The following is a 21,959-nucleotide window of genomic DNA, read 5'->3' on the forward strand; positions in this document are numbered from 1 at the left end:
GAGAGAGATCAGCGGGAGGAGACCGGCGGAGCCCGGGTATCAGGACCAGACGCCGCGCCGACAGCGGCGACGCCCACGGTGGCCTGCGGCGGCCCACGCGGCCCGGTGGCAGCCGCCATCAGCAGGGCCGCCCTCATCGGCAGGTCCGCCCACAGCCCGACACCGGTGAAGGTGAGGGCGCCCACATGCGTCACGGGGGACAGGGCCACATGCCCGTCCTCGCAGAAGACCTGCGCCCCATCGCCGGACTGCGCCGGCGAGCCGTCCTGACCGACGACCACCGCGGGCGAAGCGGCAACGACCGGTACCCCAACTGCACTCTGAGCTGCGGCGGTGGACACCGACGTCCCCATCAACGCCACCAGCCCGCACACGACAGCCAGCAGCACCACCAGCAGCCGCAGCCGCAGCAGGTGCTGGACGGGCACGCTTCCTCCACACATCGTCACGGACGTCACCCAAGGCTAACGGCCCCTCCGGACGGCCCTGGCGCCTACGACGAGGTCCGAGTTCTCGGCCGTGCAGGGCAGCAGCCTGGCAGCCCACCCCGCGCTTCAGCGCCTGGCACTCCGGTACGAGTCGGCGACAGCCGACCCGCGGCGACCAGGCGACGTGACCGGATAGCGATCCCAAGTGGCGCAGCCGCAGGGCTGCGGCGGCAGGCTGCGCGCAGCCACGATCGGGTCAGCCGGCGGACTCCCGTTCGACCGACAACTGCCCGTAGCGTCGCTGCCTAATGCCGCACCGTCCTGACGTCTCCCAGCGCCGTCCAGATCCGCGCTTCGACCGCTACCGCCAGCGAGTCGGCCGACTGCTGCGCGGCGATGCGGAGGTCGGGCTCCTCCTGGTCGAGGTCGAACACTGGTACGAGCAAGTCGGTGGGTATCTGTGGTGGACTCGGCGGGGCCCTGTGTGCGAGGTCCTGTGGGAGCACGCCGTCGTCGATGGCGACTACTCGGATGCCCCGGTGCCCGAGGACGCTTCTGAGGATGTGCTCCGCTGCTACGACGAGGGGCACTACCACCACTACGGCGAAGACCTCGTCGTCGTCTGGACAGACCACGAGGAGTCAAGGCGCCTTCGGGCGTCGGCCTTCGGCAAGTAGCCGCCGATGGTTGCGGGGCGTGCCAGATGGCGATGGCTGATGGCGTGGCCGCGACCGCTGGCGCTTAGGCCGAGCCGAGTGGCCACCGCACCCACGGTGCGTGGCGGCTGTCGCGGGTGGCGCGGCTACCGGCAGGGATGTCGACGACCTCGGTGAGCGATGGGTCGGCCTCGATGAGGTGATCGATGTGCACGAGGTGGAGGTCGTCGGGTTCTTCGTACTGGGCGTCGGTCTCCAGCAGCAACCAGGCGCCGTCTGCTTCGCGCACGACCACGGTGACCGGCGCGCCGTCCAGCACGACCTGGCTCGTGATGACGAGCCCGGCGATCTCCGCGGCCTTCGGGGACGGGTCCACGTCGGGGCAGGGCAGGGCGAGCAGATGCACCGGCACCTGTCCGCGCAGGTCTTGGTCGACGGGTCGGTTCGCGTAGCCGTCGTGCCAGGGGAAGCGGCCGGTGGAGTCGGTGTAGATGACCTGCAGCGCGGGGCGGTGGCCGTAGATCTCCTCGACCACTTCGAGCTCGTCGTCGTCCTCGACGTCGATGATGGCGACGGGGTGGGGCTCACCCGGCTCGCCGGCGTCCAGGACGGTGCCGTGCCGCAGCACCGCTCCAGCATGCACCCGGTTGCCCAGTTGGTTGAGCAGCCAGCCGGCGGAGTCAGCCGGTAACCCAGTGCACATCAGCTCCGGATGGTCCCGCGCTGACAAGCCGACCGTGTAGGCGACGACCCGGTCCTCACCGAGCTCGTCGTCCATGACGCACTGGGCTGCGTGCCCGTAGCGGTCGATCCTCGACTGGACGCTGTCCTCGCGCCGCCGACGCCACCAGCGCCTCACCAGCGGACTGCCCGGTCGAAGCGGCGGTGCATCTGAGACGGTGGCATCGACGCATCATCGGCCGCGCACCTCCGGCAGTGAGCAGAACCCCACCTGGCCCGCTTGGCTACCGTCCCGATCAGCGATCGACAGCGGGACGCTGTCCGGCCGGCGATCGCCTACCGACGCAGGCTGGCGTCCACCACAAGGAGCGGGCCCCCGACGGCCGCCGGCACCAGAGTCAGCGGCAGCACGACGAAGCCCGGAAGAACGCCGTTCGACGCATCGCAGCACCACCTCTCCTCAGTCAGCACGGCGGCGCCGCCTCGGCCCTAAGCGTGGCCGAGGCGCCGATCAGCCGTGCCGCTGACGATCGTTGGGCGAGACCCTCGCCGGGACGTCGCCTGCTGGTGCAGTCTCGGCACAGTGAGGGTCTTCGACGGGTCGACACCCGGGGAGTGGGCGGAGCGGGTTCGCCGCGAGGTGGTGCGCCAACTCGACCCACAGACCCGTCCGGGCGGTGGCGGGCACTTCGACGCCAACGGTGCGTACCTGCTGAGCTCGTGGTCGAGCGTCGTCGACGACGTCCCTGTACTGCACCTGGTCTACCGACACCCGTGGTGGGGCTTCGCCACGGGACTGCGCCGAGAGCTCGACGGGGACGTCCTGGCGAACCACTCCGGCGACCCAGCGGTCAACCTCGCCGACGACATCGTCATCGGCGATGTCGGCGAGCCCCTCGGACGCAACGCCGACTTGATGGTCCCGGACGCCGACGGGGTGTGGTGGTGGGGCGATGACCCGCTACTGGGCGACCGGGCCCGCAGAGGGCCGGCGCCCAGCCCCGGCTGAGCACGCGCTCGAGCTGCCGCGCACGACCAGATCGACACCGGATCAGGAGCGACAGCGGGACGCCGACCGGGAGGCACTTTCCTTGCTGGAGGAGGGGCATGGCGCAGGCGGCGAGGCCCCGCCGTGGGGGCCGTGCGCCTGGCGGAGACGTGTGGAGGTGATGGCCCGACGCGTGCGCCGGGCCATCACCTCCACGCGTGAATGTCGTGTTGGGTGGATGCCTTCGGTCAGGCGACCAGCTTGAGGAGGTACTTGCCGACCTTGCCAGCGCCGAAGGGGATGAGGGCGCTGGCGATGTTGCAGTAGAAGCCGTTGGCGTTGCACCAGTCGATGAGGCGCTGCTCCTGCTGGCCCGAGAGGCCGGGGTCATTGGCCTTGAGCTGAAGCATGTTGACCTTGGAGACGCGCTGGCCGTCGAGGTACTCGTAGTACCAGCCGTAGCAGTTGCTGGGGGCGTTGTTCGTCCAGACCATCATCCCGCTGCTGCCCTCTTCGCAGTAGGAGTAGTAGTCGCCGGTCGCGGCGATCGCCGAGGGGCTGGCTGCGGCCGGCGCGGCCTGGGTGGTGCGCTGGTGCTGCTCGATCGCCGTGGTCATCTCGGCGTCGCTGGCCTCGGCGGGCGCGACCGCTGTGGTGGCGACCCCGCTCTGGCTGGTCACCGTCTCGTACTGCGGTGAGGCGGCCTGTGCGGTCATCGACGTGCCGACGGCCACGGTGGCGGCCAGGGACAGGGTGGTGGCGAGCTTCAGCGTGCGCATGAGGGCTCCTTGCTGTCGCTGTCCGGTGCCACGGGCACCGGCTGGCCCGAACACGCTCACACATCATCACGAACGTGTAAAGATCGGACAGGGCTTGATGATGAAACGACTGTCCGTCGGTGCCGGTGTCCGTCGGTGGACGTCGCCGAGTAGAGGTGGCGCGAGGTTGGTGTGGCGTTGGCCCTGGGTCGGTCACCTCGTCGTTGACCGCTCTCCATGTGCGACCGATATTCCTTGGTTTGACGTGGCGCCGAGCCGCTCGACACCGCCGGCGGCGCTGACGCCGTCCGACGTCGCGACAGGCGAGGACAGCTGCGCTCTCGGCGGGTGGTGAGCGCATCTCGGGGATGAACCCCGTCCCAGGCGATCAAGGGTGACGCGCGCGGTGGTGAGGCTTGCGGTCGTGGGCCGCCGGGTGGGCCCCGTCGTCGTTCAGCGGTCGGTGCCGGCCTGCAGGGCCCCGGCGAGCTCGTGGAGGCGACCCACGAGGTCGTCCTGCTCGCCCTCGGTGAGCCCCGAGGCGGCGGTGACCCGGGTCGGCACGTCGGCGAGCTCCTCCGCCAGTCCCCGCCCCGCCGCCGTCAGCGCGACGAGCACCGTGCGCTCGTCCTGCGCACCCCGGTCCCGCGTGAGCAGGCCCTGGGCCTCGAGCCGCTTGAGCAGCGGCGAGACGGTGTTCGACGACAGCCCCAGGCGCCGCGCCAGCGCCATCACCGGGGCCGGGCCGTCCTGCCGCAGCACCGACAGCACCGTGTACTGCGGGTAGGTGAGTCCCGAGCCCGCGAGGAGCGCCCGGTAGATGGCGTCCATGGCGTGGGCCGCCCGGTAGAGCGCGAGGCACAAGCGTCCGTCGACCGGGACCTCGCTCTCCGCTGCTGCCACCTGCGGAGGGTAGTGCGCCCAGGCCACGTCCGGAGGCACGTCCCGGCGCACATCGTGCGCGACACAGTCGCCCTCGTTAGCGTCGTGCGCGACACACCACCCGCTCCCGCAGCGGGCCCGTCGAGCGAGAGGACGCGCACCATGGCCGAGGTCACCGCCCACCACGGGCTCTTCAAGGACACGCACCTCCACGTCGACGACACCGGCGGTACCGGTCGCCCGGTCGTCCTCATCCACGGCTGGCCGCTGTCGGGCGAGTCCTGGTCCGAGCAAGTGCCGGCCCTCGAGGCCGCCGGCTACCGCGTCGTCACCTACGACCGCCGGGGCTTCGGGCGCAGCGACAAGACCCGCAGCGGCTACGACTACGACACGCTCTCCGACGACCTGCAGGCGCTGCTCACGGAGCTCGACCTCACCGACGTCACCCTCGTCGGGTTCTCCATGGGCGGCGGCGAGGTGGCGCGCTACGTCTCCCGCCACGGCCAGGACCGCCTGCGCAGCGTCGTCTTCGCGGCCGCCGTCCCGCCGTACATGGCGCAGACGGGCGACAACCCCGAGGGCCCGCTCGACGACGCCACGGCGCAGCAGTTCGAGGACGGCCTCAAGAGCGACCGCTCGGCCTTCTTCGACCAGTTCACGACCCAGTTCTTCTCCGTCGGCGACGACCTCAAGGTCACGGAGGAGCAGCGCCAGCAGGCGATCGCGCTGTGCGAGCAGTCCGACGAGAAGGCCACGCTCGAGTGCATGGAGGCCTTCGCCACCACCGACTTCCGCGGCGACCTGCCGTCGGTCACGGTGCCGACGCTCGTCCTCCACGGCGGCGGCGACGGCGTCGTGCCCTTCGAGGGGTCCGGGAAGCGCACCCACGAGGCCGTCGCCGGCAGCGAGGTGCACGTCGTCGACGACGCCCCGCACGGCTTCAACGTGAGCCACGCCCGTGAGTTCAACGAGCGGCTGCTGGACTTCCTCGCCCGCTGACGCAGGGCCCCGCACCACGACGACGCAGGGCCCGGTCCCGCCTCCTGGCGGGTCCGGGCCCTGGCGCGTCCGCTCGGGCGCGCGGCGGCTCAGGCGGGAGCCGGGGCCGCCAGCGCGGCGCGCACGCCCGGCCACGCGCGCAGGCGCTCGCGGACCCGCTCGTCGCGCTCGGCGGCCACGGCCTCGGCGCGGGCGCCCTCGAGGAGCTCGTCGAGGTCGACGACCTGTCCGCTGCCCGCCGAGGCGACGGCCGCCTCGACCACCGCGAGGCTCATGGCGTTCTCGTGCACCTCGCCGCTCGGCGACCCGCCGGTGCGCAGGGCCGCGCAGAAGACGGCGAGGGCGCCGGCGATGCCGTCGAAGGGCGAGCGCGGCCCGGCGAGCAGCGCGTCCACCCCGGCGCGGACCTCGGCGGGCGCGTCCTCGGCCACGGCGACGACGGGCTCGTCGTCGCCGTCCCAGCGCACCGAGCCGTGGGCGCAGCTGGCGGTCCACCGCCCGTTCCACGAGGTCTCCTCGCCCGGCGCGCACCAGGAGCCGGTGTAGGAGTAGCGCGCCCCGCCGCCCGTGATGACGACGGCCGCGGCGCTCGCGTCGCCGCGGTACCAGCTCCACGGCGGGTTGGACGTCGTGCACCACACCGCGGCGGGCTCGTCGCCGAGGACGTGCCGTGCGGTGTCGAAGGCGTGGATCGCCATGTCGACGAGGAGCGGGTGCTCCATCTCCTCGCGGAAGCCGCCGAAGCGGGGCGCGCGGAAGAACTCCGTCGTCAGGGTGCCCGCCCCGCCGAGCAGGGCGACGGCGTCGCGCAGCAGCGACACCTGCGGGTTCCACCGCCGCGACTGGCTCACCATGAAGAGCTCGCCGGTCACCTCGGCGGCCGCGACGAGCGAGAGCGCCTGCGCCAGCGTCGCCGCCGCCGGCTTCTCGCCCAGGACGGGCAGGCCGGCCGCCAGCGCCGCCGTCGTCACGGGGTGGTGGGCGGCCGGGACGGTGACGTCCACGACGGCCCGCGCACCGGTCGCGCGCGCCAGCTCGACGGCGTCGCGCCCCAGCGGCAGGTCGGGCCGGCCGAGGTCCGCAGCGGCGCGGCGGGCGGCGTCGAGGTCGAGGTCGACGAGGCCGACGAGCTCGGCGTCCGGGGAGGCCTCGAGCACCTCGAGCCAGGCCCGGCCCATGCCGCCCGCCCCGACGGACACGACCGGCAGCCGCTCGCCGGGGGCGAGGTCGAGCACGCGGTGGCTCACGCCCCGTCCTGCCCGGCCACGCGCGCCGCGGGGTCGACCGCGCCCGTGTAGCCGTGACCGCTCCAGAACCGCTCGGTCTCGTAGCGCAGCAGCACCGGCGCCGAGCGCTCGCGGCGGTCGCTGGCGGCCCACTCGACGCCGTTGGAGATGACCCGGCGGACGCCCTCGTGGAAGTACACGGGGTAGTCCTGGTCGCCGGGGGAGAAGTAGAAGACGCGCCCGTGGCCGCGCTTGAAGGTGCAGCCCGACCGCAAGACCTCCCCGCCCGAGAACGTCGAGAGGAAGACGAGCTCGTCGGGGGCGGGGATGTCGAAGTGCTCCCCGTACATCTCGTCCTCGTCGATGACCATCGGGTGCGGGACGCCGCGGGCGATGGGGTGGGTCGGGTCCACCGTCCAGACGAGCTCGCGGTCGTGCGCGCTGCGCCACCGCAGCGTGCACGAGGTCCCCATGAGGCGCGTGAAGATCTTCGACCAGTGGCCGGAGTGCAGGACGAGCAGCCCCATGCCCGCGAGCACGTGCCGGTGCACCCGCTCGACGACGGCGTCGTCCACCTCGTCGTGGGCCGCGTGGCCCCACCACGTGAGGACGTCGGTGCCGGCGAGCACCTCCTCGGCGAGGCCGTGCTCCGGGTCGTCGAGCGTCGCCGTCCGGACGACGGCGCGCTCACCGAGGTTGGCCTCGACGCCCGCGGCGATGGCGCCGTGCATGCCGTCGGGGTAGCGGGCGGCCACCTCGGGCTCGGTCTGCTCGTGGCGGTTCTCGCCCCAGACGAGGACGCGCAGCGGCTCCTCGCGGCGCGCGCGCAGGGGCAGCGGCGCGGGGTCGGGTCCGGCGGCGCCGTCCTCCGAGGTGCGGTACGTCGTCTCGCTCATGCGCTCCTCCTGCGGGTGGGGTGGTGCTCGCGGCTGCTCGTCACTTGACCGCGCCGCCCGTGACGCCCGCGGCGACGTACCGCTGGGCGAGGACGAGCAGCGCGATGGCGGGCAGCGAGGCCATGACGGCGGTCGCCATGACGGTGCTCCAGTCGCTCACGTAGGTCCCGATGTACTGGTAGAGGCCCAGCGTGATGGGTCGGACGTCGGCCGTCGTCGTCAGCGTCAGGGCGAAGAGGAAGTCGCCCCAGGCGAAGAGGAACGTGAAGAGCCCCGCGGTGATGAGCGCGTTGCGGCTGATGGGCAGCACGACGGACACGAAGGCCCTGATCGGTCCCGCGCCGTCGACCCGGGCGGCCTCGACGAGCGACGGCTCGAGGCTGCGCATGAAGGCGAGCAGGATGAGGATCGCGAAGGGGATCCCCGCCGTCGCGTCGGCCAGCACGAGGCCGCCGACGGTGTTGAGCAGGCCGAGGTCGTTGTAGGCGCTGTAGAGCGCGTTGGCCACGATGATGCCGGGGATCATCTGGCTGATGAGGACGCCGAAGAGCACCACCCCGGCGTAGCGGATGCGGAACTGCGCCAGCGCGTAGGCGGCCGGGGCCGCGATGACGAGGCTCAGGGCGACGGCGCCGAGCGAGACCACGAGGCTCGTCACGAGGTTGCCGCTCTGCTGCTCGAAGGCCGTGCGGTAGCCCTCGAAGCTCAGCTGGGAGGGGAACCACGACGTCCGCGACGCCGAGCCCGCCGGCTGCAGCGAGACGTTGACCATCCAGTACAGCGGGAAGAGCAGGACGGCGAGGAGCGCGACGCCGACCGCGGTCGAGCCCCAGCTCCGGCGGCGGCGACGGGCCGGCGCGGGGGCGCCGCCGTCCGGGGCGCTCCGCCGGGCGTCGCCGGCGGGGCGCGCGGCGTCGGGCACGGGGAGGGACGCGTTCAGCGACATGGGTTCTCCAGGGTGGGCGTCTCCGGCTCGCGCGGCGGGCGGGGCGCCGCGGGCGACCTCACTCGTCGACCGCGCGGCGGTTGGCGCGCAGGTACAGGACGGCGAAGAGCAGCGACACGACGATGAGGACGTTGCCGACCGCGGCCCCGAGGCCGAACTCGAACTGGGTGAAGGACAGGTTGTACGACTGCACGGCGAGGGTCTGCGTGGCCCCGGCCGGCCCGCCCTGCGTGAGGCCGAGGATGACGTCGAGGACCTTCAGCGTGTAGACGACGCCGAGCACCAGCACGACCGTGACCACCGGTCGCAGCAGGGGCCAGGTGATGTGCCGGAAGGCCCGCCAGCCCGTGGCGCCGTCGAGCGAGCCCGCCTCGTACAGCTCCTCGGGGACGTCCTGCAGCCCGGCGTAGAGGATCGTCGTGTTGAACGGGATGCCGATCCAGATGTTGACGACGATGACCGCGACGAGCGCCAGCGACGTGTCGGTGAGCCATCCCGGCGACCCGCTGACGATCCCCAGGGCGCCGAGCACCTGGTTGAGGACGCCGTTGTCGCGGTCGAGGATCCAGCCCCACACGGCGCTCGCGGCGATCAGCGGGATGAGCCACGGCAGCAGGAGCAGCGAGCGCAGCAGGTTCCCCAGGGGGAAGCGGCGGCGGAAGAAGACGGCGATGGCTAGCCCGAGGACGAACTGCCCCGCGATGGACCCGACGGTGAAGATCGCCGTGTTGAGGGCGGTCCGGCCGAAGGCGGGGTCGCCGAGGACGGTCGCGTAGTTGTCGAGGCCGACCCACGGCGCCTCACCCGTGACGAAGGTCCGCGTCGTGTAGTCCTGGAACCCCATGAGGAGGTTCTGGACGACCGGGTAGCCGAAGAAGGCCAGCAGGTACAGCACGGCCGGCGCCAGGAACGCCAGCTCGAGCAGGCGCACCCGGGCGCGCGGCCCGCGCCAGCGCGACCGGCGCGGCGCGGCGCCGTCCGCCGTCGGGCCGTCGCCCGAGCCGTCCTGCGGACGGGCGGCGGCGCCGTCCGTCCGCGTCGTCGTCGTGCTCACGGGGCGGCTCAGCGCCCCTGGGCCTGCTCGAGCGCCTGCTCCGGCGTCGCCCCGCCGGTGAGCGCCGTCTGGACGGCCTCGTAGATCGACGTCGCGGCGTCCGTCCACTCCGCGCCGAGCTCCCCGGTGCGCGAGCGCAGGTCGGGCACCTGGTCCACGAAGGCCTGGATGCGCGGGTCCTCGGCGACGACCTGCTCGCCCAGCTCGGGCTTGGAGGGGACCGTGCTGTTGGTGAGGGCGTCCTCGACGATGTTCTCGTCGGTGCCCATGCAGGCGATGACGTCGGCCGCGACCTGCTGGCGCGCCTCGTCGCCGGTGGCGGGCAGGGTCCACGTCGCACCGCCGAGGGGCGCGGAGACGGTGCCGCCGGCCTCGGGTGCCGGCAGGGTCGTCACCTCGTAGTCCACGTCCGGGTTCTGCGCGAGGACGGGGAACTGCCACGGGCCGTTGACCATCATCGCCGCGTTGCCCGCGATGAACTGGTCGTTGACGTCCTCCTGGCCCCACGTGACGACCGACGGCGACGCGGAGCCGCTCTCGACGAGGTCCACCCACAGCTGGAGGGCCTCGGCCGTCTCCGGCGTGGCGATGTCGGACTCGTCGCCGCCGTTGGACCACATGAAGGGCAGGAACTGCCACGTGCCCTCGTAGCTCGGCGGGGCCGAGAAGGCGATGCCGTAGCGGTCGCCCTCGGTGAGGGTCTCGGCGGCGGAGCGCAGCTCGTCCCAGGTCGTCGGCGGCTCGACGCCCGCCTCCTCCAGGGCGGCGGGGTCGTAGAAGAGCGCGAGGGTGTTCGTCGTGGGCTGCAGCCCGTAGAGCTCGCCCTCGTAGGTGTTGGCGTCGACGACGCCCTGGCTGTAGCCCTCGGCGGAGACGCCGTACTGGTCGAGCGGGGCGAGCGCCCCGGCGTCGGCCAGCTGCTGCACGTCGGGGTTGTCGATCGACAGGACGTCCGGGAGCGTCTGCGAGGACGCCTGCTGCAGGACGCGGGAGATGATGTCGCCGCCGGGGATCGACTGCCGCTCGATGTCCACGCCGACCTCCTCGCCGCACGCGTCGAGCTGCTCGCCGTAGAAGGTGGCGCCCGGGTCGGTGACGAAGGTGTCCTGGACGGTGATGCTCGTGACGTCGGCCGGGTCGCCCGACCCGGCGTCGTCCCCCCCGCCGCAGGCGGCGAGGCCCACGGCGCCGAGCAGGGCCGCGGCGGCCGCGGCGACGGTGCGCCTCGACCGCCCCGTGGCGGCGGGTCCGGAGGTGCTGCTGGCGGCGGTGGTGGCGGTCCTCGTGGGCACGTGCGCTCCTCGTCGAGCCGGGGTCCGCCGAGCCCGTGCGGCCGGGCGGGTGATGCGCATCGACGTCGGCCGCGGTGCACCGCCACGAGCGGGCGCCAAGAGCCGTCGATACGGATCGACGGCGCCGACGCTAGCAACCGGTCCGGCGCGGCGACAAGCGCCGGGGCGCGCCGGTCCACCGCGGACCGGGCCCGCGGTCAGGCGGCGGGGCCGGCCTCCTCGCGCAGGACGACGACGGCGCCCGCGGGGACGACGGCGGCGTCGTGGTGGCGGCCGGTCAGCAGGTCGGTGCCGCGGGCGCCCTCGACGCGGTGGTCGACGTCGCCGTGGTTGAGCAGGAAGAGCCAGCTGCCGCCGGCACCCCGCCGACGGACCGCCTCGACCTCGTCCGGCAGGTCGGGCAGGAGGGGGGCGACGCCGGCGGCCGCGAGGAAGGCGCCGAGGTGGGCCCGCTCGGTGGCGGCGTCGGGGCGCGTCGCCGCGTACCAGGCCGTCCCGCCCCCCGGCAGCGTGCGCCGGGTGAGGGCCGGCGCGCCCGCGAGGGCGCCCGTCGCCGTCGCCACGAGCACCTCGGCGTCCACCGCCCGGACGAGCTCGGTCCAGGCCGTGGCCGAGCCGCCGTCGCTGAGCCCGACGCGCTCGCCCGGCTGGAGCGGGTGGAGCTCCTCGGACCGGACGCCGAGGAGGTCGCGGAAGGCGCCGGGGTAGCCGCCGGCGCGCACGCGGGCGGTCTCGTCGACGATCCCCGACAGGTGCGTCACGAGGACGTGGCCGCCCCGGCGGGCCACGTCGGCGACCGCCTCCGCCGCCGCGTCGTCGACGAGGTGCAGCGCGGGCACGACCACGGCGCGGTAGTCCCGCAGGTCCGCCGCGGGCGGGACGACGTCGACGACGACCCCGAGGTCGGACAGCGCGCGGTGCAGGGCCAGGGGCCGCTCCTCGGGGTCGACCTGCGACGTCAGCGGGAAGCCCTCGAGCGCCCACGCCGAGGGGACGTCGACGAGGAGCGCCACCTGCGGGCGGTCGACGACCGACCCCTGGACCTCGGCCAGGGCCCGCAGGCACCGCCCGAGCTCGACGACCTCGCGGAAGCGGTCGGAGTCCGGGCCGGCGTGCGGCACCATCGCCGAGTGCCACTGCTCCGCCCCCGCGGTGGAGGCCCGCCACTGGAAGAAGAGCGCGCCGTCCGCGCCGCGGGCGACGTGCGCGAGGCTGTTGCGCAGCATCTCGCCGGGGGCCTTCGCGCGGTTGTGCGCCTGGTAGACCACGGTGCTCGTCGAGTGCTCCATGAGCAGCCACGGCCGCCCCTCGGCGAGGCCGCGCACGCGGTCGGCGCTGCAGGACAGCTCCTGCCACCCGCGCGGGTCGTCGGCGACGACGTAGTGGTCGTCCGCGACGACGTCGACGTGCGGCGCCCAGGTGGCGTAGTCGGCCACGGCGCCGCCCGCGTGGACCATGAGGTTCGTCGTGACGGGGACGCCCGGCGTCCGGCGCTCGAGCACCTCCCGCTCGGCGAGGTAGTGCTCGAGCAGCGCGTCGGAGGAGAAGCGGCGGAAGTCGAGGACCGCCGCGGGGTTGAGGTCGGCGCCCGCGGACCGCGGGGGCAGCACCTGGTCGAACGACGTGGCCGTGTGACCCCAGAAGGCGGTGCCCCAGGCCGCGTCGAGCGCCTCGGGGGTGCCGTGCCGCTCGGCGAGCCAGCGCTGGTAGGCGGCGGCCGAGACGTCGCACCAGCAGCGCGCGTTCCCGCCGCCGAGCTCGTTGGACACGTGCCACAGGGCGAGCGCGGGGTGCCCGGCGACGTGCTCGGCGAGGGCGTCGACGACGCGCAGGGCGTGCTCGCGGAAGACCGGGGAACTGGGGCACCACCCGAGCCGTCCGCCCTGGCTCCAGCGCCGCCCGTCGGCGTCGACGGGCAGCACCTCGGGGTGGGCGCGGTGCAGCCACAGCGGCGGGGCCGCGGTGGGCGTCGCCATGTCGACGCGGACGCCGGAGGCGTGCAGGAGGTCCATGACCTCGTCGAGCCAGGCGAAGTCGAAGCGCCCGGGCTCGGGCTCCAGCCGGCTCCAGGCGAAGACGCCGAGGGTGACGAGGTTGACCCCCGCCTCGCCCATGAGGCGCACGTCCTCCTGCCAGACCTCGCGCGGCCACTGCTCGGGCGAGTAGTCCCCGCCGTAGGACAGGCCCTCGGTGGGCCACGGCCGCGTCCGGCGGGTGGGCGTCGTCAGGTCGGGCACGGGGTCCTCCGGCGGGGCGGGCGGCGTCGGGCGGGCAGGCGGGCGGCGACGGTGCGGGCGGGCGTCGTCGGGTGGGCGGACGGGCGGCGGAGAGGGTGCGGCTCAGCCCTTGACGCCGCCGCTGAGCAGGTCCACGCGCCAGAAGCGCTGCAGCACGAGCATGAGCGCGACGAGGGGGACGACCGAGACGGCGGCGCCGGTGACGGCGAGGCTGTACAGCGCGCTCTCGCCCGAGCCGCGCGCGAGCAGGGTGTAGAGCCCGAGCGTGAGCGGGTAGCGGCCCTGGTCGGAGAGCATGATGAAGGGCAGGAGGAAGTTGTTCCAGATGCCGATGAACTGCAGCAGCAGCACGGTCACCAGCCCGGGCAGCATCATCGGCACCGAGATCGCCCAGAAGGTCCGCAGCTCGCCGGCGCCGTCCAGCCGCGCCGCCTCCAGCGTCTCGTCGGGCACCGAGGAGCTGGCGAAGACCCAGCACAGGTAGATGCCGAAGGGGTTGACCAGGAGCGGCAGGAGCACCGACCAGTACGTCCCGGCCAGACCCACCGCCGACAGGAGCAGGTACTGCGGCACGGCCAGGGTGATGCCGGGCATGAGGACGCCGCCGAAGAGGGCGACGAGCAGGACGCGGCGGCCGCGGAAGGCGAACTTGGCGAGGCCGTAGCCCGCCGCCGCCGACATGGCCGTCGAGAGCAGCGAGCCCGCCCCGGCGTACAGCGCGCTGTTGAGCGCCCAGCGGCCGAACTCCCCGCCGCCGTAGGAGAAGAGGCCGCGGAGGTTGTCGAGGAAGCCGGTGCCCGGGCGGAACGGCACCGTGGTGAAGAGCTCGCCGGGGGACTTGGTCGCCGCCGTCAGCACCCACAGCACGGGCACGAGGCAGTACGCCGCGCCGAGGAGGAGGACGACCGTGGGCAGCCAGCGGGTCGAGCGACGCCCGCGGCCGCGCGCCGGGGACGGTCCGGTGGTCGTCGCGCGGGGCGCGCTCTGCAGGGTCGTCATGAGGAGCTCCTCGTGCGCCGCTGGGCGGCCTTGAGGACGAGCAGCGAGAGCAGCAGGCTGCCGAGGGCGAGGACGACCGACGTCGCCGCGGCCCCGCCGATGTCGTCCGTGGTGAAGGCGTCGCGGTAGACCTTCATCAGCGGCACCCAGGTGCTGGAGATGCTGCTCGTCAGCGGTCGCAGCGTCTGGGGCTCGCCGTAGATCTGCAGCGCGCCGATGAGGGAGAACAGGCCCGTGAGCGCGAGCGCGGGCACGACGAGCGGGATCTTGATCCGCAGGGCGATCTGCCACTCGCCGCACCCGTCGATGCGCGCGGCCTCGTAGACCTCGCGGGGCACCGACTGCAGGGCGGTGAAGAGGACGATCATGTTGAAGCCGACCCCGCTCCACACGGCGATGTTGGCCACCGACCCGAAGAGCGCCGGCTCGTCGAGGAAGCCGATGCCGGTGAAGCCGAAGGGGCTCGTGCGCGGCAGGTAGAGGAAGCCCCACAGGAGGCTGGCGACCACGCCGGGGACGGCGTAGGGCAGGAAGATCGCCGTCCGGGAGAAGCGGACGGCGCGCACGCGCGGCACGTCGAGGAGCAGCGCGAAGAGCAGGGCCGCGCCGAGCGTCACCGGCACGGCGATGACGCCGATCGCGAGCATCCGCCCGAGGCTCGCGAGCAGCTGCGGGTCCGTGAGCGCGTCGCGGTAGTTGGCGAGGCCGACCCACGTCTCGCGCCGGATCCCGAGCGCCCCGCCACCGGTCAGCCGGGCGCCGCGCAGGCTGAGGTAGATCGCGTAGAGCACCGGCAGCACGAAGAAGGCGACGAAGAAGACGACCGCCGGCGCGACGAACCCGTAGCCCGCGAGGCTGCGCCCGCCCCCTCCGCGGCGGCCGTGCCCGCCGCTCGGGCGGCGGGACGACGGGGCGGTGCGGGCCCGCAGGGGGCCGCCGGTGCCGTGCTCGCCGAGGACGGCCGAGGGCGGCGAGGGAGCGGCGTCGCTCATGGGTCCTCCGGGTCGTGGGGCCCGCCGTCGCGGCCGGTCGGCCGAGCCGCGACGGCGGGAGCTGGGTGGTGCGGTGCTGGCGGTCGAGGTGCTGGGCGGCGCGGGGGTGCGCCCGCCGGGCGTCAGCGGGTGACCGTGTAGCCGGTCTCCTCCATGTCGGCGACGGTCGTCGCCTGCACCTGCTCGAGGGCCTCGCGGTAGGACCCGCCGCCCTGGACAGCCGCGCCGAGGGCGTCGGCGAAGGCGGCGTTCGTCACGTTGTAGTTGGGGCCCCAGGTGACGGGGATCGTGTCCGCCGCGACCTCGGCCGCCAGGTCGTAGAAGTCCTCCTGGCCCGCCACCAGGGCCGGGGGCTCGTTGCTCGTCGCCGCCTCCTGGCCGGCGGTGGCGGCGGGGTAGTTGTTGACCGTCGTCAGCAGGGCCGTCGCCCCCTCGTCCGAGCCGTTGAGCCACGCGAGGAACTGCGCCGCCTCCTCGGGGTGGTCCGACGACGTCGTGACGATGCTCGACGAGCCGCCCTGCAGGCCGACGGCGGAGTCGCCCTCGGTCCACTGCGGCAGCGGCGCCATGGCCCACTCGCCGGCGGTCTCGGGGGCGACGTCCTCGATGACGCCGGGCGACCAGACCGCCGAGGGCCAGGTGAGGATCTCGCCGTCGGCGACCTGGGCGTTCCACTCGGGCGTGAGGATGGGCGCCTGCAGCACCGCGTCCTCGTCCACGAGCCCCTGCCAGTAGTCGGCCACGGCGAGGGAGGCCTCGTCGTCGATGCCGACCGACCAGGCGTCGCCGTCGACGCTCCACCACTGCGCGCCGGCCTGCTGCGCCATCCCGGCGAAGAAGCCGGTCTGGTCGACGGAGAAGGTGCCGATGTACGACGTCGGGTCGGCGGCGCGCACCTGCGCGGCCGCCGCGGCGTACTCCTCCCACGTCGTGGGCACCTCGACGCCCAGCTCCTCGAAGCGGTCGGCGCGGTAGAGCATCATCATCGGCCCGACGTCCTGGGGGATGCCGTAGACGGCGTCGTTGAAGGTCGTGAGGGCCCACGTGCTGTCCGTGAAGGCGTCGCGCGTCGCGTCGTCGACGTGCTCGGTGATGTCGGCCGCGACCTCGCCGACGACGAGCGACGGGAGCGTCGGGTACTCGACCTGCGCCATGTCCGGCGCGTTGCCGGCCCGCGTCTGCGTGACGAGCTTCGTCGCCGTGTCGGTGTTGCCGCCGGCGTCCGTGACGGTCACCTGGATCTCGGGGTGCTCGGCGTTCCAGGTCTCGACGACCTGCTCCACGTTCGGCGCCCAGCTCCAGTAGGAGAGCTCGACGGGGTCGTCGGCGGAGGGGCCCGAGGAGCCGCAGGCGGTGAACCCCGCGCCGAGGACGAGGGCGGCGGTGGCGGCGACGGTGGCGCGGCGGGTGCGGGGGCGCATGGATCTCTCCTTCGAGGTCTGCGGCGCGGTCCGCGGGCGCCGCGCACCTCGGGTGCGGACGTCGACGGCCGTGTCGATGCGAATCGACGGCGGACGCTAGCGCGTCGCCGTCGTCGTCGACAAGGCCCCTGCCGGGTGCTCTCCGGTCGGGCGCGGGCGGTGTTGTCCTCGCCGTCCGCCGCCGTCTACGGTCCGCGGTGCATGCGCTGGTTGATGCGCATCGACGGCGATGGGGACGAGGCGCGGCGTGAAGTTCACCGACGGCTACTGGCAGGACCGACCGGGCGCGCACGTGCTCCGGGCCCGGCAGGTCCGCTCGATCACGGCGGGGGACGGGCGCATGACCGTCCTCGCGCCCACCGCCGTCGTCCGCGGTCGCGGCGACACCCTCAACCGGCCGGCCCTCACCGTGACGTACAGCTCTCCGGCACCTGGCGTCATCGGCGTCCGGGTCGAGCACCACGCCGGCCGCCGGTCGGTCGGCCCGTCCTTCGCCCTGGCGGCGAAGCCCGGCCACGTCCCCGACGTCGTCGTCGACGACGTGGCGGGCGTCCTCACCTCGGGCGACCTGTCGGTGCGCGTGCCCCTCGGCGACGCCTGGGAGGCCGAGTTCCGCTCCGGCGGGCGGCTCCTCACCGCGAGCCGCGCGAAGGCCGTGGGTGCGGTGACGACCGACGACGGCGGCGAGTTCGTCCACGAGCAGCTGTCGCTCGCCGTCGACGAGCACGTCTACGGCCTCGGGGAGCGCTTCACGCCCTTCGTGCGCAACGGGCAGGTGGTCGACGTCTGGAACGCCGACGGCGGCACCTCCAGCGAGCAGGCCTACAAGAACGTGCCGTTCTACCTGTCGGACCGGGGCTACGGCGTCTTCGTCGACCACCCCGAGCACGTCTCCTTCGAGATCGCCTCCGAGGTCGTCTCGCGGGCGCAGGTGTCCGTGCCCGGCCAGGTGCTCCAGTACTACGTCGTCGACGGCCCGACGCCGAAGGACGTGCTCGCCCGCTACACCGCCCTCACGGGCCGGGCGCCGCAGGTGCCCTCGTGGTCCTACGGCCTGTGGCTCTCGACGTCCTTCACGACGGACTACGACGAGGCGACCGTCACGGCGTCCGTCGACGGGATGCTCGAGCGCGGCGTCCCCCTGTCCGTCGTGCACTTCGACTGCTTCTGGATGCGCGAGTTCCGCTGGTGCGACTTCGAGTGGGACCCGGCGGTCTTCCCCGACCCGGCGGGGATGCTGGAGCGCCTGCACGAGAAGGGGCTGCGCACCTGCGTGTGGATCAACCCCTACATCGCCCAGGCGTCGCCGCTCTTCGCCGAGGCGGCCGAGGCAGGCCACCTCGTGCGGCGCCCCGACGGCGGGGTGTGGCAGTGGGACATGTGGCAGGCGGGCATGGGCGTCGTCGACGTCACGAGCCCGGCGGCGCGGGAGTGGTACCAGGGCCACCTGCGGCGCCTGCTGGCGATGGGCGTCGACTCCTTCAAGACCGACTTCGGCGAGCGCATCCCCACCGACGTCGTCTGGCACGACGGGTCCGACCCCCAGCGCATGCACAACTACTACGCGCAGGCCTACAACGAGATGGTCTTCGACGTCCTGCGCGAGCACCACGGCGAGGGCGGCGCCGTCGTCTTCGCCCGCGCGGCCACGGCCGGCGGCCAGCAGATGCCCGTGCACTGGGGCGGCGACTGCTTCTCGACCTTCGAGGCCATGGCCGAGACCCTGCGCGGCGGGCTGTCCCTCGGGCTGTCCGGCTTCGGCTACTGGAGCCACGACATCGGCGGCTTCGAGGGCACCCCCGACCCGGAGGTCTTCAAGCGCTGGGTGGCCTTCGGCCTGCTGTCCTCGCACAGCCGGCTCCACGGCTCGAGCTCGGTGCGCGTGCCGTGGGCCTTCGACGAGGAGGCCGTGGAGGTCACCCGCACCTTCGCGCGGCTCAAGATGGCGCTCATGCCCTACCTGGCGGGCGTCGCCCGCGAGGTCAGCGACGCCGGTCTGCCGATGGCGCGGGCGATGGTGCTCGAGCACCCCGAGGACCCGACGGCGGCCTTCCTCGACCGGCAGTACATGCTCGGCGGCGCGCTGCTCGTCGCCCCCGTCATGTCGGGCGACGGCGTCGTCTCCTGCTACGTGCCCGAGGGGGAGTGGACCTCCCTGCTCTCGGGCGAGGTCGTCACCGGGCCGCGGTGGGTGCGCGAGCAGCACGCCGCCACCTCGCTGCCGCTGCTCGTGCGCCCGGGCACGGTCCTGCCCGTCGGTGCGCGCGACGACCGGCCCGACTACGCGTGGGACGAGGGCGTCGTCCTGCGCCTCTACGCGCTGCCCGACGGGCACCGCTCGACCGTCGTCGTCCCCCGGGAGGACGGGCCGGGCACGACCTTCACGATCGCGCGGAACGGCGACGAGGTCGTAGTCGAGGCGGACTCCGGCCGCGGCGGGTGGGGCGTGCAGGTGGCGGGGGACGCGGCGACGCTCGTCCGCACGCCGGAGGGGGCCCGCGAGGTGCGCCTGCGGCTCTGACGCCGTCTCAGGCGCCGGCGGGCCCGGCGACGGTCGTGCGGCGGTGCGTCAGCCGCGGCGTGACGAGGTGCACGCCGCCGCCGGTGGGCGGGTCGTCGCCGAGGAGGCGGAAGAGCTCCTGCACGGCGCGGCGCGAGACGTCGCGGCTCTCCGTCGAGACGTTGCTCACGGGCGGCGACGTCGCGGCGGCCGTGGCGTCCGGGAGCATCGCGACGACCGAGACGTCGCGCCCCGGGACGACGCCCCGCTCGGCGAGTGCCGTGAGCGCGAGGGGGACGGCGCCCCCGCTGGCCACGACGAGGCCGAGCCCCGGGTCGTCCAGGCCGTCGTCGTCCGCGCCGTCGCCGTCCCGCGCCGTCTCCAGCGCCCGGCCCACGGCGGCCCGCACGGCGGCCGCGGTGTGCGCGACGGGCGACACGAGCGCGCACTCGACGCCCGCCGCCGACGCCGCGGCGAGGGCCGCGTCGCCGAAGCGGCGCACGTAGCCGATGTCGCGCTCGACGGCCTCCGGCGGGTAGCCCAGGACGGCGATGCGGCGGTGGCCCCGCTCGACGAGGCCCTCCACGGCCAGGCGCCCGGCGGCGGCGAAGTCGAGGTCGACGCACACGAGGCCGTCGGGCTCCTCCGGGACGCCGACGAGGAGCACGGGCACCCGCAGGCCCGAGGCGACGGGGATCCGCTCGTCCCGCGCCTCCACCTCCATGAGGACGATGGCGTCGCACAGGCGCCGGCCCTCGAGCCGGGTGAGCGCGCTCGTCCCCTCGTCGGCGGTGACGAGGAGGACGTCGTGGTCGTGCTCGCGCGCGCCGCTCGCGATGGTCTCGATGAAGGGCAGGAGGCCGCCCGGGTCGGCCGAGGCGCCGAAGGGGACGACGAGGCCGACGACGTGCGTGCGCCGCCCCGCGAGGGCCCGGGCGCCCGCGTTGGGGTGGTAGGTCAGCTCCTCGATGGCGGCCTGGACGCGCTGCCGCACCTCCTCGGAGATGGGCCGCTTGCCGCTCATCACGTAGGAGACGGTGCTCTGGGAGACGCCGGCGAGCCGGGCGACGTCCTTGCTCGTCGGCACGTCGCCACCTCTCTGCTCGGTCGAGCCCCCGCTCCCGGCGTCGACCTGCGGGTCGATCCGGATCGACGATCGACGCTAGGGCACGGCCTCGGGCGCGGACAACCACCGGTCCGCGCGCGGCGGCGCTCGAGGTCCGCACGCGTCGCGGGACGGCCGCGGGGCCGCCGCCCGGACGGGCGACGACCCCGCGGTCGTGGACGGTCGCTGCTGCGACCGGTGGTGCGTCAGCTCGCGGCGCCCATGAGGTGCTCGAGGGCGAGCTGGTCGAGGCGCACCTGGCCGCCGTGGCGGGCGCCCGAGGCGTCGGCGTCGAAGTCCTCGAAGGCGGTGCGGTCGGCCACGAGGTCGGCGAGGGTCTCGCCCTCGGCGAGGGTCGGCGTCGCCAGCTCGGTGACCTGCGCCTGCTGGAGGGCCTCCTGGACGCGCGGGTCGGCGCGGAAGGCGAGGGCGCGCTCCTTGAGCAGGAGGTAGGTCGCCATGTTGGCCTCGGCCGACGTCCAGACGCCCTCGGTGGACTCCGTGCGCAGCGGCTTGTAGTCGAAGTGGCGCGGGCCGTCGTACGCGGGGCCGCCGCCCGGGAAGCCGTTCTCGAGCAGGTCGACCGTGGTGAAGGCGTTGATGAGGTCGCCGTGGCCGAAGATGAGGTCCTGGTCGAACTTGGGCCCGTGCTGGCCGTTGAGGTCGATGTGGAAGAGCTTGCCCGCCGAGAGCGCCTGGGCGATGCCCTGCGTGAAGTTGAGGTTGGACATCTGCTCGTGCCCGACCTCGGGGTTCACGCCCACGAGGTGGGGGTGCTCGAGGGTGTGGGTGAAGGCGATGGCGTGCCCGACCGTCGGCAGGAGGATGTCGCCGCGGGGCTCGTTGGGCTTCGGCTCGATGGCGATCCGGATGTCCCAGCCCTGCTCGACGATGTGCGTCGTCAGGAGGTCGACGGCCTCCTTGTAGCGGGAGAGCGCGCCGTGGACGTCCTTGGCGACGTCGACCTCGCTGCCCTCGCGCCCGCCCCACATGACGAAGGTCTTGGCGCCCAGCTCGATGCCGAGCTCCATCTGCAGCAGCGCCTTGCGCAGGGCGTAGCGCCGCACGCCGCGGTCGTTCGCGGTGAAGGCGCCCTCCTTGAACATCGGGTGGCTGAAGAGGTTCGTCGTCACCATCGGCACCTGCATGCCGGTGTCCTGGAGGGCCTTGCGCAGCCGGTCGAGGATGCGCGTGCGCTCGGCGGCGTCGCGCTGCGTCGTCTCGAAGGGGACGACGTCGTCGTCGTGGAACGTGATGCCGTAGGCGCCCATGTCCGACAGGCGGTGCACGGCCTCGACGGTGTCGAGCACCGGGCGGGTGGCCGCGCCGAAGGGGTCGTTGGCGGTCCAGCCCACGGTCCAGAGGCCGAAGGAGAACTTGTCGTCACGGGTGGGCGTGGGTGCCACGGGGGGCTCCTCGTCGTCGAGTCGGGCTTTCGTCCAGTCAGTGAACATAAGCGGTCGGCGGGGCGCCGTCAACGGGGGGTGCCGCCCGTCCTCCTCCCGGAGGAGGCGTCACCTCCGCGGTGGGAGGGGCTCGGCGTGAAGGGGGCGTCACCTTCACGGTGGGAGGGGCTGGGGGCGTGAAGGGGGCGTCGCCTTCGCCGTGGGAGGCGCTCGGGGCGTGGAGGGGGCGTCGCCTTCGCGAGGACGCGGGTCGTCGTTCCGGGAGCGGTGGGCGCCGGGGGCTGTGGCACGGTGCGCGCGTGGACGTCACGCGGCAGGAGGACCTGCGCGAGCGCAACAGCGCCGCGCTCCTGTCCCGCGTCGTCGCCGCCGCCGAGCCGCCGTCGCGCGCGTCCCTGGCCGCGGCCACGGGGCTGACGCGCACGACCGTCTCCGCGCTCGTCGACCAGATGCTGCTGGCCGGGCTGCTCGAGGAGGTCGACCCGCCCGGGCC

Annotated in this window: 20 protein-coding genes; 4 read left to right on the top strand and 16 right to left on the bottom strand. The window is 73.9% G+C overall.

From position 1 onward, the window contains the following. Window positions 1-8 precede the first annotated feature (8 nt). The 3 genes from HLB09_RS00125 to HLB09_RS00135 all read right to left on the bottom strand — a co-directional run bounded on the left by HLB09_RS00125 (window position 9) and on the right by HLB09_RS00135 (window position 1,943). On the bottom strand, window positions 9-428 hold the full coding sequence (locus HLB09_RS00125; RefSeq protein WP_171201382.1) for a hypothetical protein: 420 nt from the start codon (window positions 426-428) through the stop codon (window positions 9-11). Window positions 429-733: 305 nt separating this feature from the next. Continuing rightward, a complete protein-coding gene (locus tag HLB09_RS00130; protein ID WP_171201383.1) occupies window positions 734-1,063 on the bottom strand; it encodes a hypothetical protein in 330 nt (109 codons plus the stop codon). Window positions 1,064-1,169: 106 nt separating this feature from the next. Then, window positions 1,170-1,943 (bottom strand): DUF4262 domain-containing protein, encoded by a 774-nt coding sequence (locus HLB09_RS00135; protein ID WP_322789960.1) that lies wholly within the window; start codon window positions 1,941-1,943, stop codon window positions 1,170-1,172. A gap of 405 nt (window positions 1,944-2,348) precedes the next feature. On the opposite strand from HLB09_RS00135, the gene HLB09_RS00140 reads away from it, so the two are divergent. Then, window positions 2,349-2,774, top strand: coding sequence for a hypothetical protein (locus tag HLB09_RS00140; protein ID WP_171201385.1), 426 nt, complete (start codon window positions 2,349-2,351; stop codon window positions 2,772-2,774). 227 nt (window positions 2,775-3,001) lie between these two features. Here HLB09_RS00140 and HLB09_RS00145 read toward each other — a convergent pair whose 3' ends face one another. Together HLB09_RS00145 and HLB09_RS00150 are read right to left on the bottom strand one after the other, a co-directional pair. Next, window positions 3,002-3,532, bottom strand: a complete 531-nt coding sequence (locus HLB09_RS00145; RefSeq protein ID WP_171201386.1) for a hypothetical protein — start codon at window positions 3,530-3,532, stop codon at window positions 3,002-3,004. Window positions 3,533-3,964: 432 nt separating this feature from the next. Continuing rightward, window positions 3,965-4,414, bottom strand: a complete 450-nt coding sequence (locus tag HLB09_RS00150) for a MarR family winged helix-turn-helix transcriptional regulator (protein ID WP_212755608.1) — start codon at window positions 4,412-4,414, stop codon at window positions 3,965-3,967. A 141-nt stretch (window positions 4,415-4,555) separates the two neighbouring features. On the opposite strand from HLB09_RS00150, the gene HLB09_RS00155 reads away from it, so the two are divergent. After that, window positions 4,556-5,392, top strand: a complete 837-nt coding sequence (locus HLB09_RS00155) for an alpha/beta fold hydrolase (protein ID WP_171201387.1) — start codon at window positions 4,556-4,558, stop codon at window positions 5,390-5,392. Between the two features lie 89 nt (window positions 5,393-5,481). Here the strand turns inward: HLB09_RS00155 and HLB09_RS00160 are convergent, their stop codons facing one another. The 9 genes from HLB09_RS00160 to HLB09_RS00200 form a co-directional block, all read right to left on the bottom strand. Beyond that, window positions 5,482-6,639, bottom strand: coding sequence for a Gfo/Idh/MocA family protein (locus tag HLB09_RS00160; RefSeq protein WP_322789961.1), 1,158 nt, complete (start codon window positions 6,637-6,639; stop codon window positions 5,482-5,484). Continuing rightward, a complete protein-coding gene (locus HLB09_RS00165; protein WP_171201388.1) occupies window positions 6,636-7,514 on the bottom strand; it encodes a ThuA domain-containing protein in 879 nt (292 codons plus the stop codon). Before HLB09_RS00165 ends, HLB09_RS00160 begins: the two co-directional genes overlap by 4 nt. 40 nt (window positions 7,515-7,554) lie before the next feature. Continuing rightward, on the bottom strand, window positions 7,555-8,460 hold the full coding sequence (locus HLB09_RS00170) for a carbohydrate ABC transporter permease (protein WP_171201389.1): 906 nt from the start codon (window positions 8,458-8,460) through the stop codon (window positions 7,555-7,557). A 58-nt stretch (window positions 8,461-8,518) separates the two neighbouring features. Next, complete coding sequence (locus HLB09_RS00175; RefSeq protein WP_322789962.1) at window positions 8,519-9,514, bottom strand: carbohydrate ABC transporter permease; 996 nt, start codon at window positions 9,512-9,514, stop codon at window positions 8,519-8,521. A gap of 8 nt (window positions 9,515-9,522) precedes the next feature. Further along, window positions 9,523-10,806, bottom strand: coding sequence for a sugar ABC transporter substrate-binding protein (locus tag HLB09_RS00180; RefSeq protein WP_212755610.1), 1,284 nt, complete (start codon window positions 10,804-10,806; stop codon window positions 9,523-9,525). 197 nt (window positions 10,807-11,003) lie between these two features. Next, a complete protein-coding gene (locus HLB09_RS00185) occupies window positions 11,004-13,043 on the bottom strand; it encodes a beta-galactosidase (protein ID WP_171201391.1) in 2,040 nt (679 codons plus the stop codon). Window positions 13,044-13,145: 102 nt separating this feature from the next. Continuing rightward, complete coding sequence (locus tag HLB09_RS00190) at window positions 13,146-14,042, bottom strand: carbohydrate ABC transporter permease (protein WP_171201392.1); 897 nt, start codon at window positions 14,040-14,042, stop codon at window positions 13,146-13,148. Then, window positions 14,039-15,034, bottom strand: coding sequence for a carbohydrate ABC transporter permease (locus HLB09_RS00195; RefSeq protein WP_171201393.1), 996 nt, complete (start codon window positions 15,032-15,034; stop codon window positions 14,039-14,041). Before HLB09_RS00195 ends, HLB09_RS00190 begins: the two co-directional genes overlap by 4 nt. Window positions 15,035-15,156: 122 nt before the next feature. Continuing rightward, window positions 15,157-16,455 (bottom strand): ABC transporter substrate-binding protein, encoded by a 1,299-nt coding sequence (locus HLB09_RS00200; RefSeq protein WP_171201394.1) that lies wholly within the window; start codon window positions 16,453-16,455, stop codon window positions 15,157-15,159. Between the two features lie 247 nt (window positions 16,456-16,702). Here HLB09_RS00200 and yicI point away from each other — a divergent pair, with 247 nt between their 5' ends. After that, complete coding sequence (yicI, locus tag HLB09_RS00205; RefSeq protein ID WP_171201395.1) at window positions 16,703-18,976, top strand: alpha-xylosidase; 2,274 nt, start codon at window positions 16,703-16,705, stop codon at window positions 18,974-18,976. Window positions 18,977-18,983: 7 nt separating this feature from the next. Here yicI and HLB09_RS00210 read toward each other — a convergent pair whose 3' ends face one another. Both HLB09_RS00210 and xylA read right to left on the bottom strand, forming a co-directional pair. Further along, window positions 18,984-20,042, bottom strand: coding sequence for a LacI family DNA-binding transcriptional regulator (locus tag HLB09_RS00210; protein WP_171201396.1), 1,059 nt, complete (start codon window positions 20,040-20,042; stop codon window positions 18,984-18,986). Between the two features lie 224 nt (window positions 20,043-20,266). Continuing rightward, window positions 20,267-21,466, bottom strand: a complete 1,200-nt coding sequence (xylA, locus tag HLB09_RS00215) for a xylose isomerase (protein WP_171201397.1) — start codon at window positions 21,464-21,466, stop codon at window positions 20,267-20,269. A 299-nt stretch (window positions 21,467-21,765) separates the two neighbouring features. On the opposite strand from xylA, the gene HLB09_RS00220 reads away from it, so the two are divergent. Beyond that, window positions 21,766-21,959 (top strand): MarR family transcriptional regulator (locus tag HLB09_RS00220; protein ID WP_171201398.1); only part of this gene is annotated, 194 nt, incomplete at its 3' end.

Source organism: Pseudokineococcus marinus (assembly GCF_013004605.1).
Lineage (GTDB): Bacteria > Actinomycetota > Actinomycetes > Actinomycetales > Quadrisphaeraceae > Pseudokineococcus > Pseudokineococcus marinus.

What these genes read in the sequence shown, in the direction of transcription:
- HLB09_RS00200 (WP_171201394.1), bottom strand. Translation starts at nt 16,455, where the DNA reads ATGCGCCCCCGCACCCGCCGCGCCACCGTCGCCGCCACCGCCGCCCTC.
- HLB09_RS00190 (WP_171201392.1), bottom strand. Translation starts at nt 14,042, where the DNA reads ATGACGACCCTGCAGAGCGCGCCCCGCGCGACGACCACCGGACCGTCC.
- HLB09_RS00165 (WP_171201388.1), bottom strand. Translation starts at nt 7,514, where the DNA reads ATGAGCGAGACGACGTACCGCACCTCGGAGGACGGCGCCGCCGGACCC.
- HLB09_RS00155 (WP_171201387.1), top strand. Translation starts at nt 4,556, where the DNA reads ATGGCCGAGGTCACCGCCCACCACGGGCTCTTCAAGGACACGCACCTC.
- HLB09_RS00195 (WP_171201393.1), bottom strand. Translation starts at nt 15,034, where the DNA reads ATGAGCGACGCCGCTCCCTCGCCGCCCTCGGCCGTCCTCGGCGAGCAC.
- HLB09_RS00145 (WP_171201386.1), bottom strand. Translation starts at nt 3,532, where the DNA reads ATGCGCACGCTGAAGCTCGCCACCACCCTGTCCCTGGCCGCCACCGTG.
- HLB09_RS00170 (WP_171201389.1), bottom strand. Translation starts at nt 8,460, where the DNA reads ATGTCGCTGAACGCGTCCCTCCCCGTGCCCGACGCCGCGCGCCCCGCC.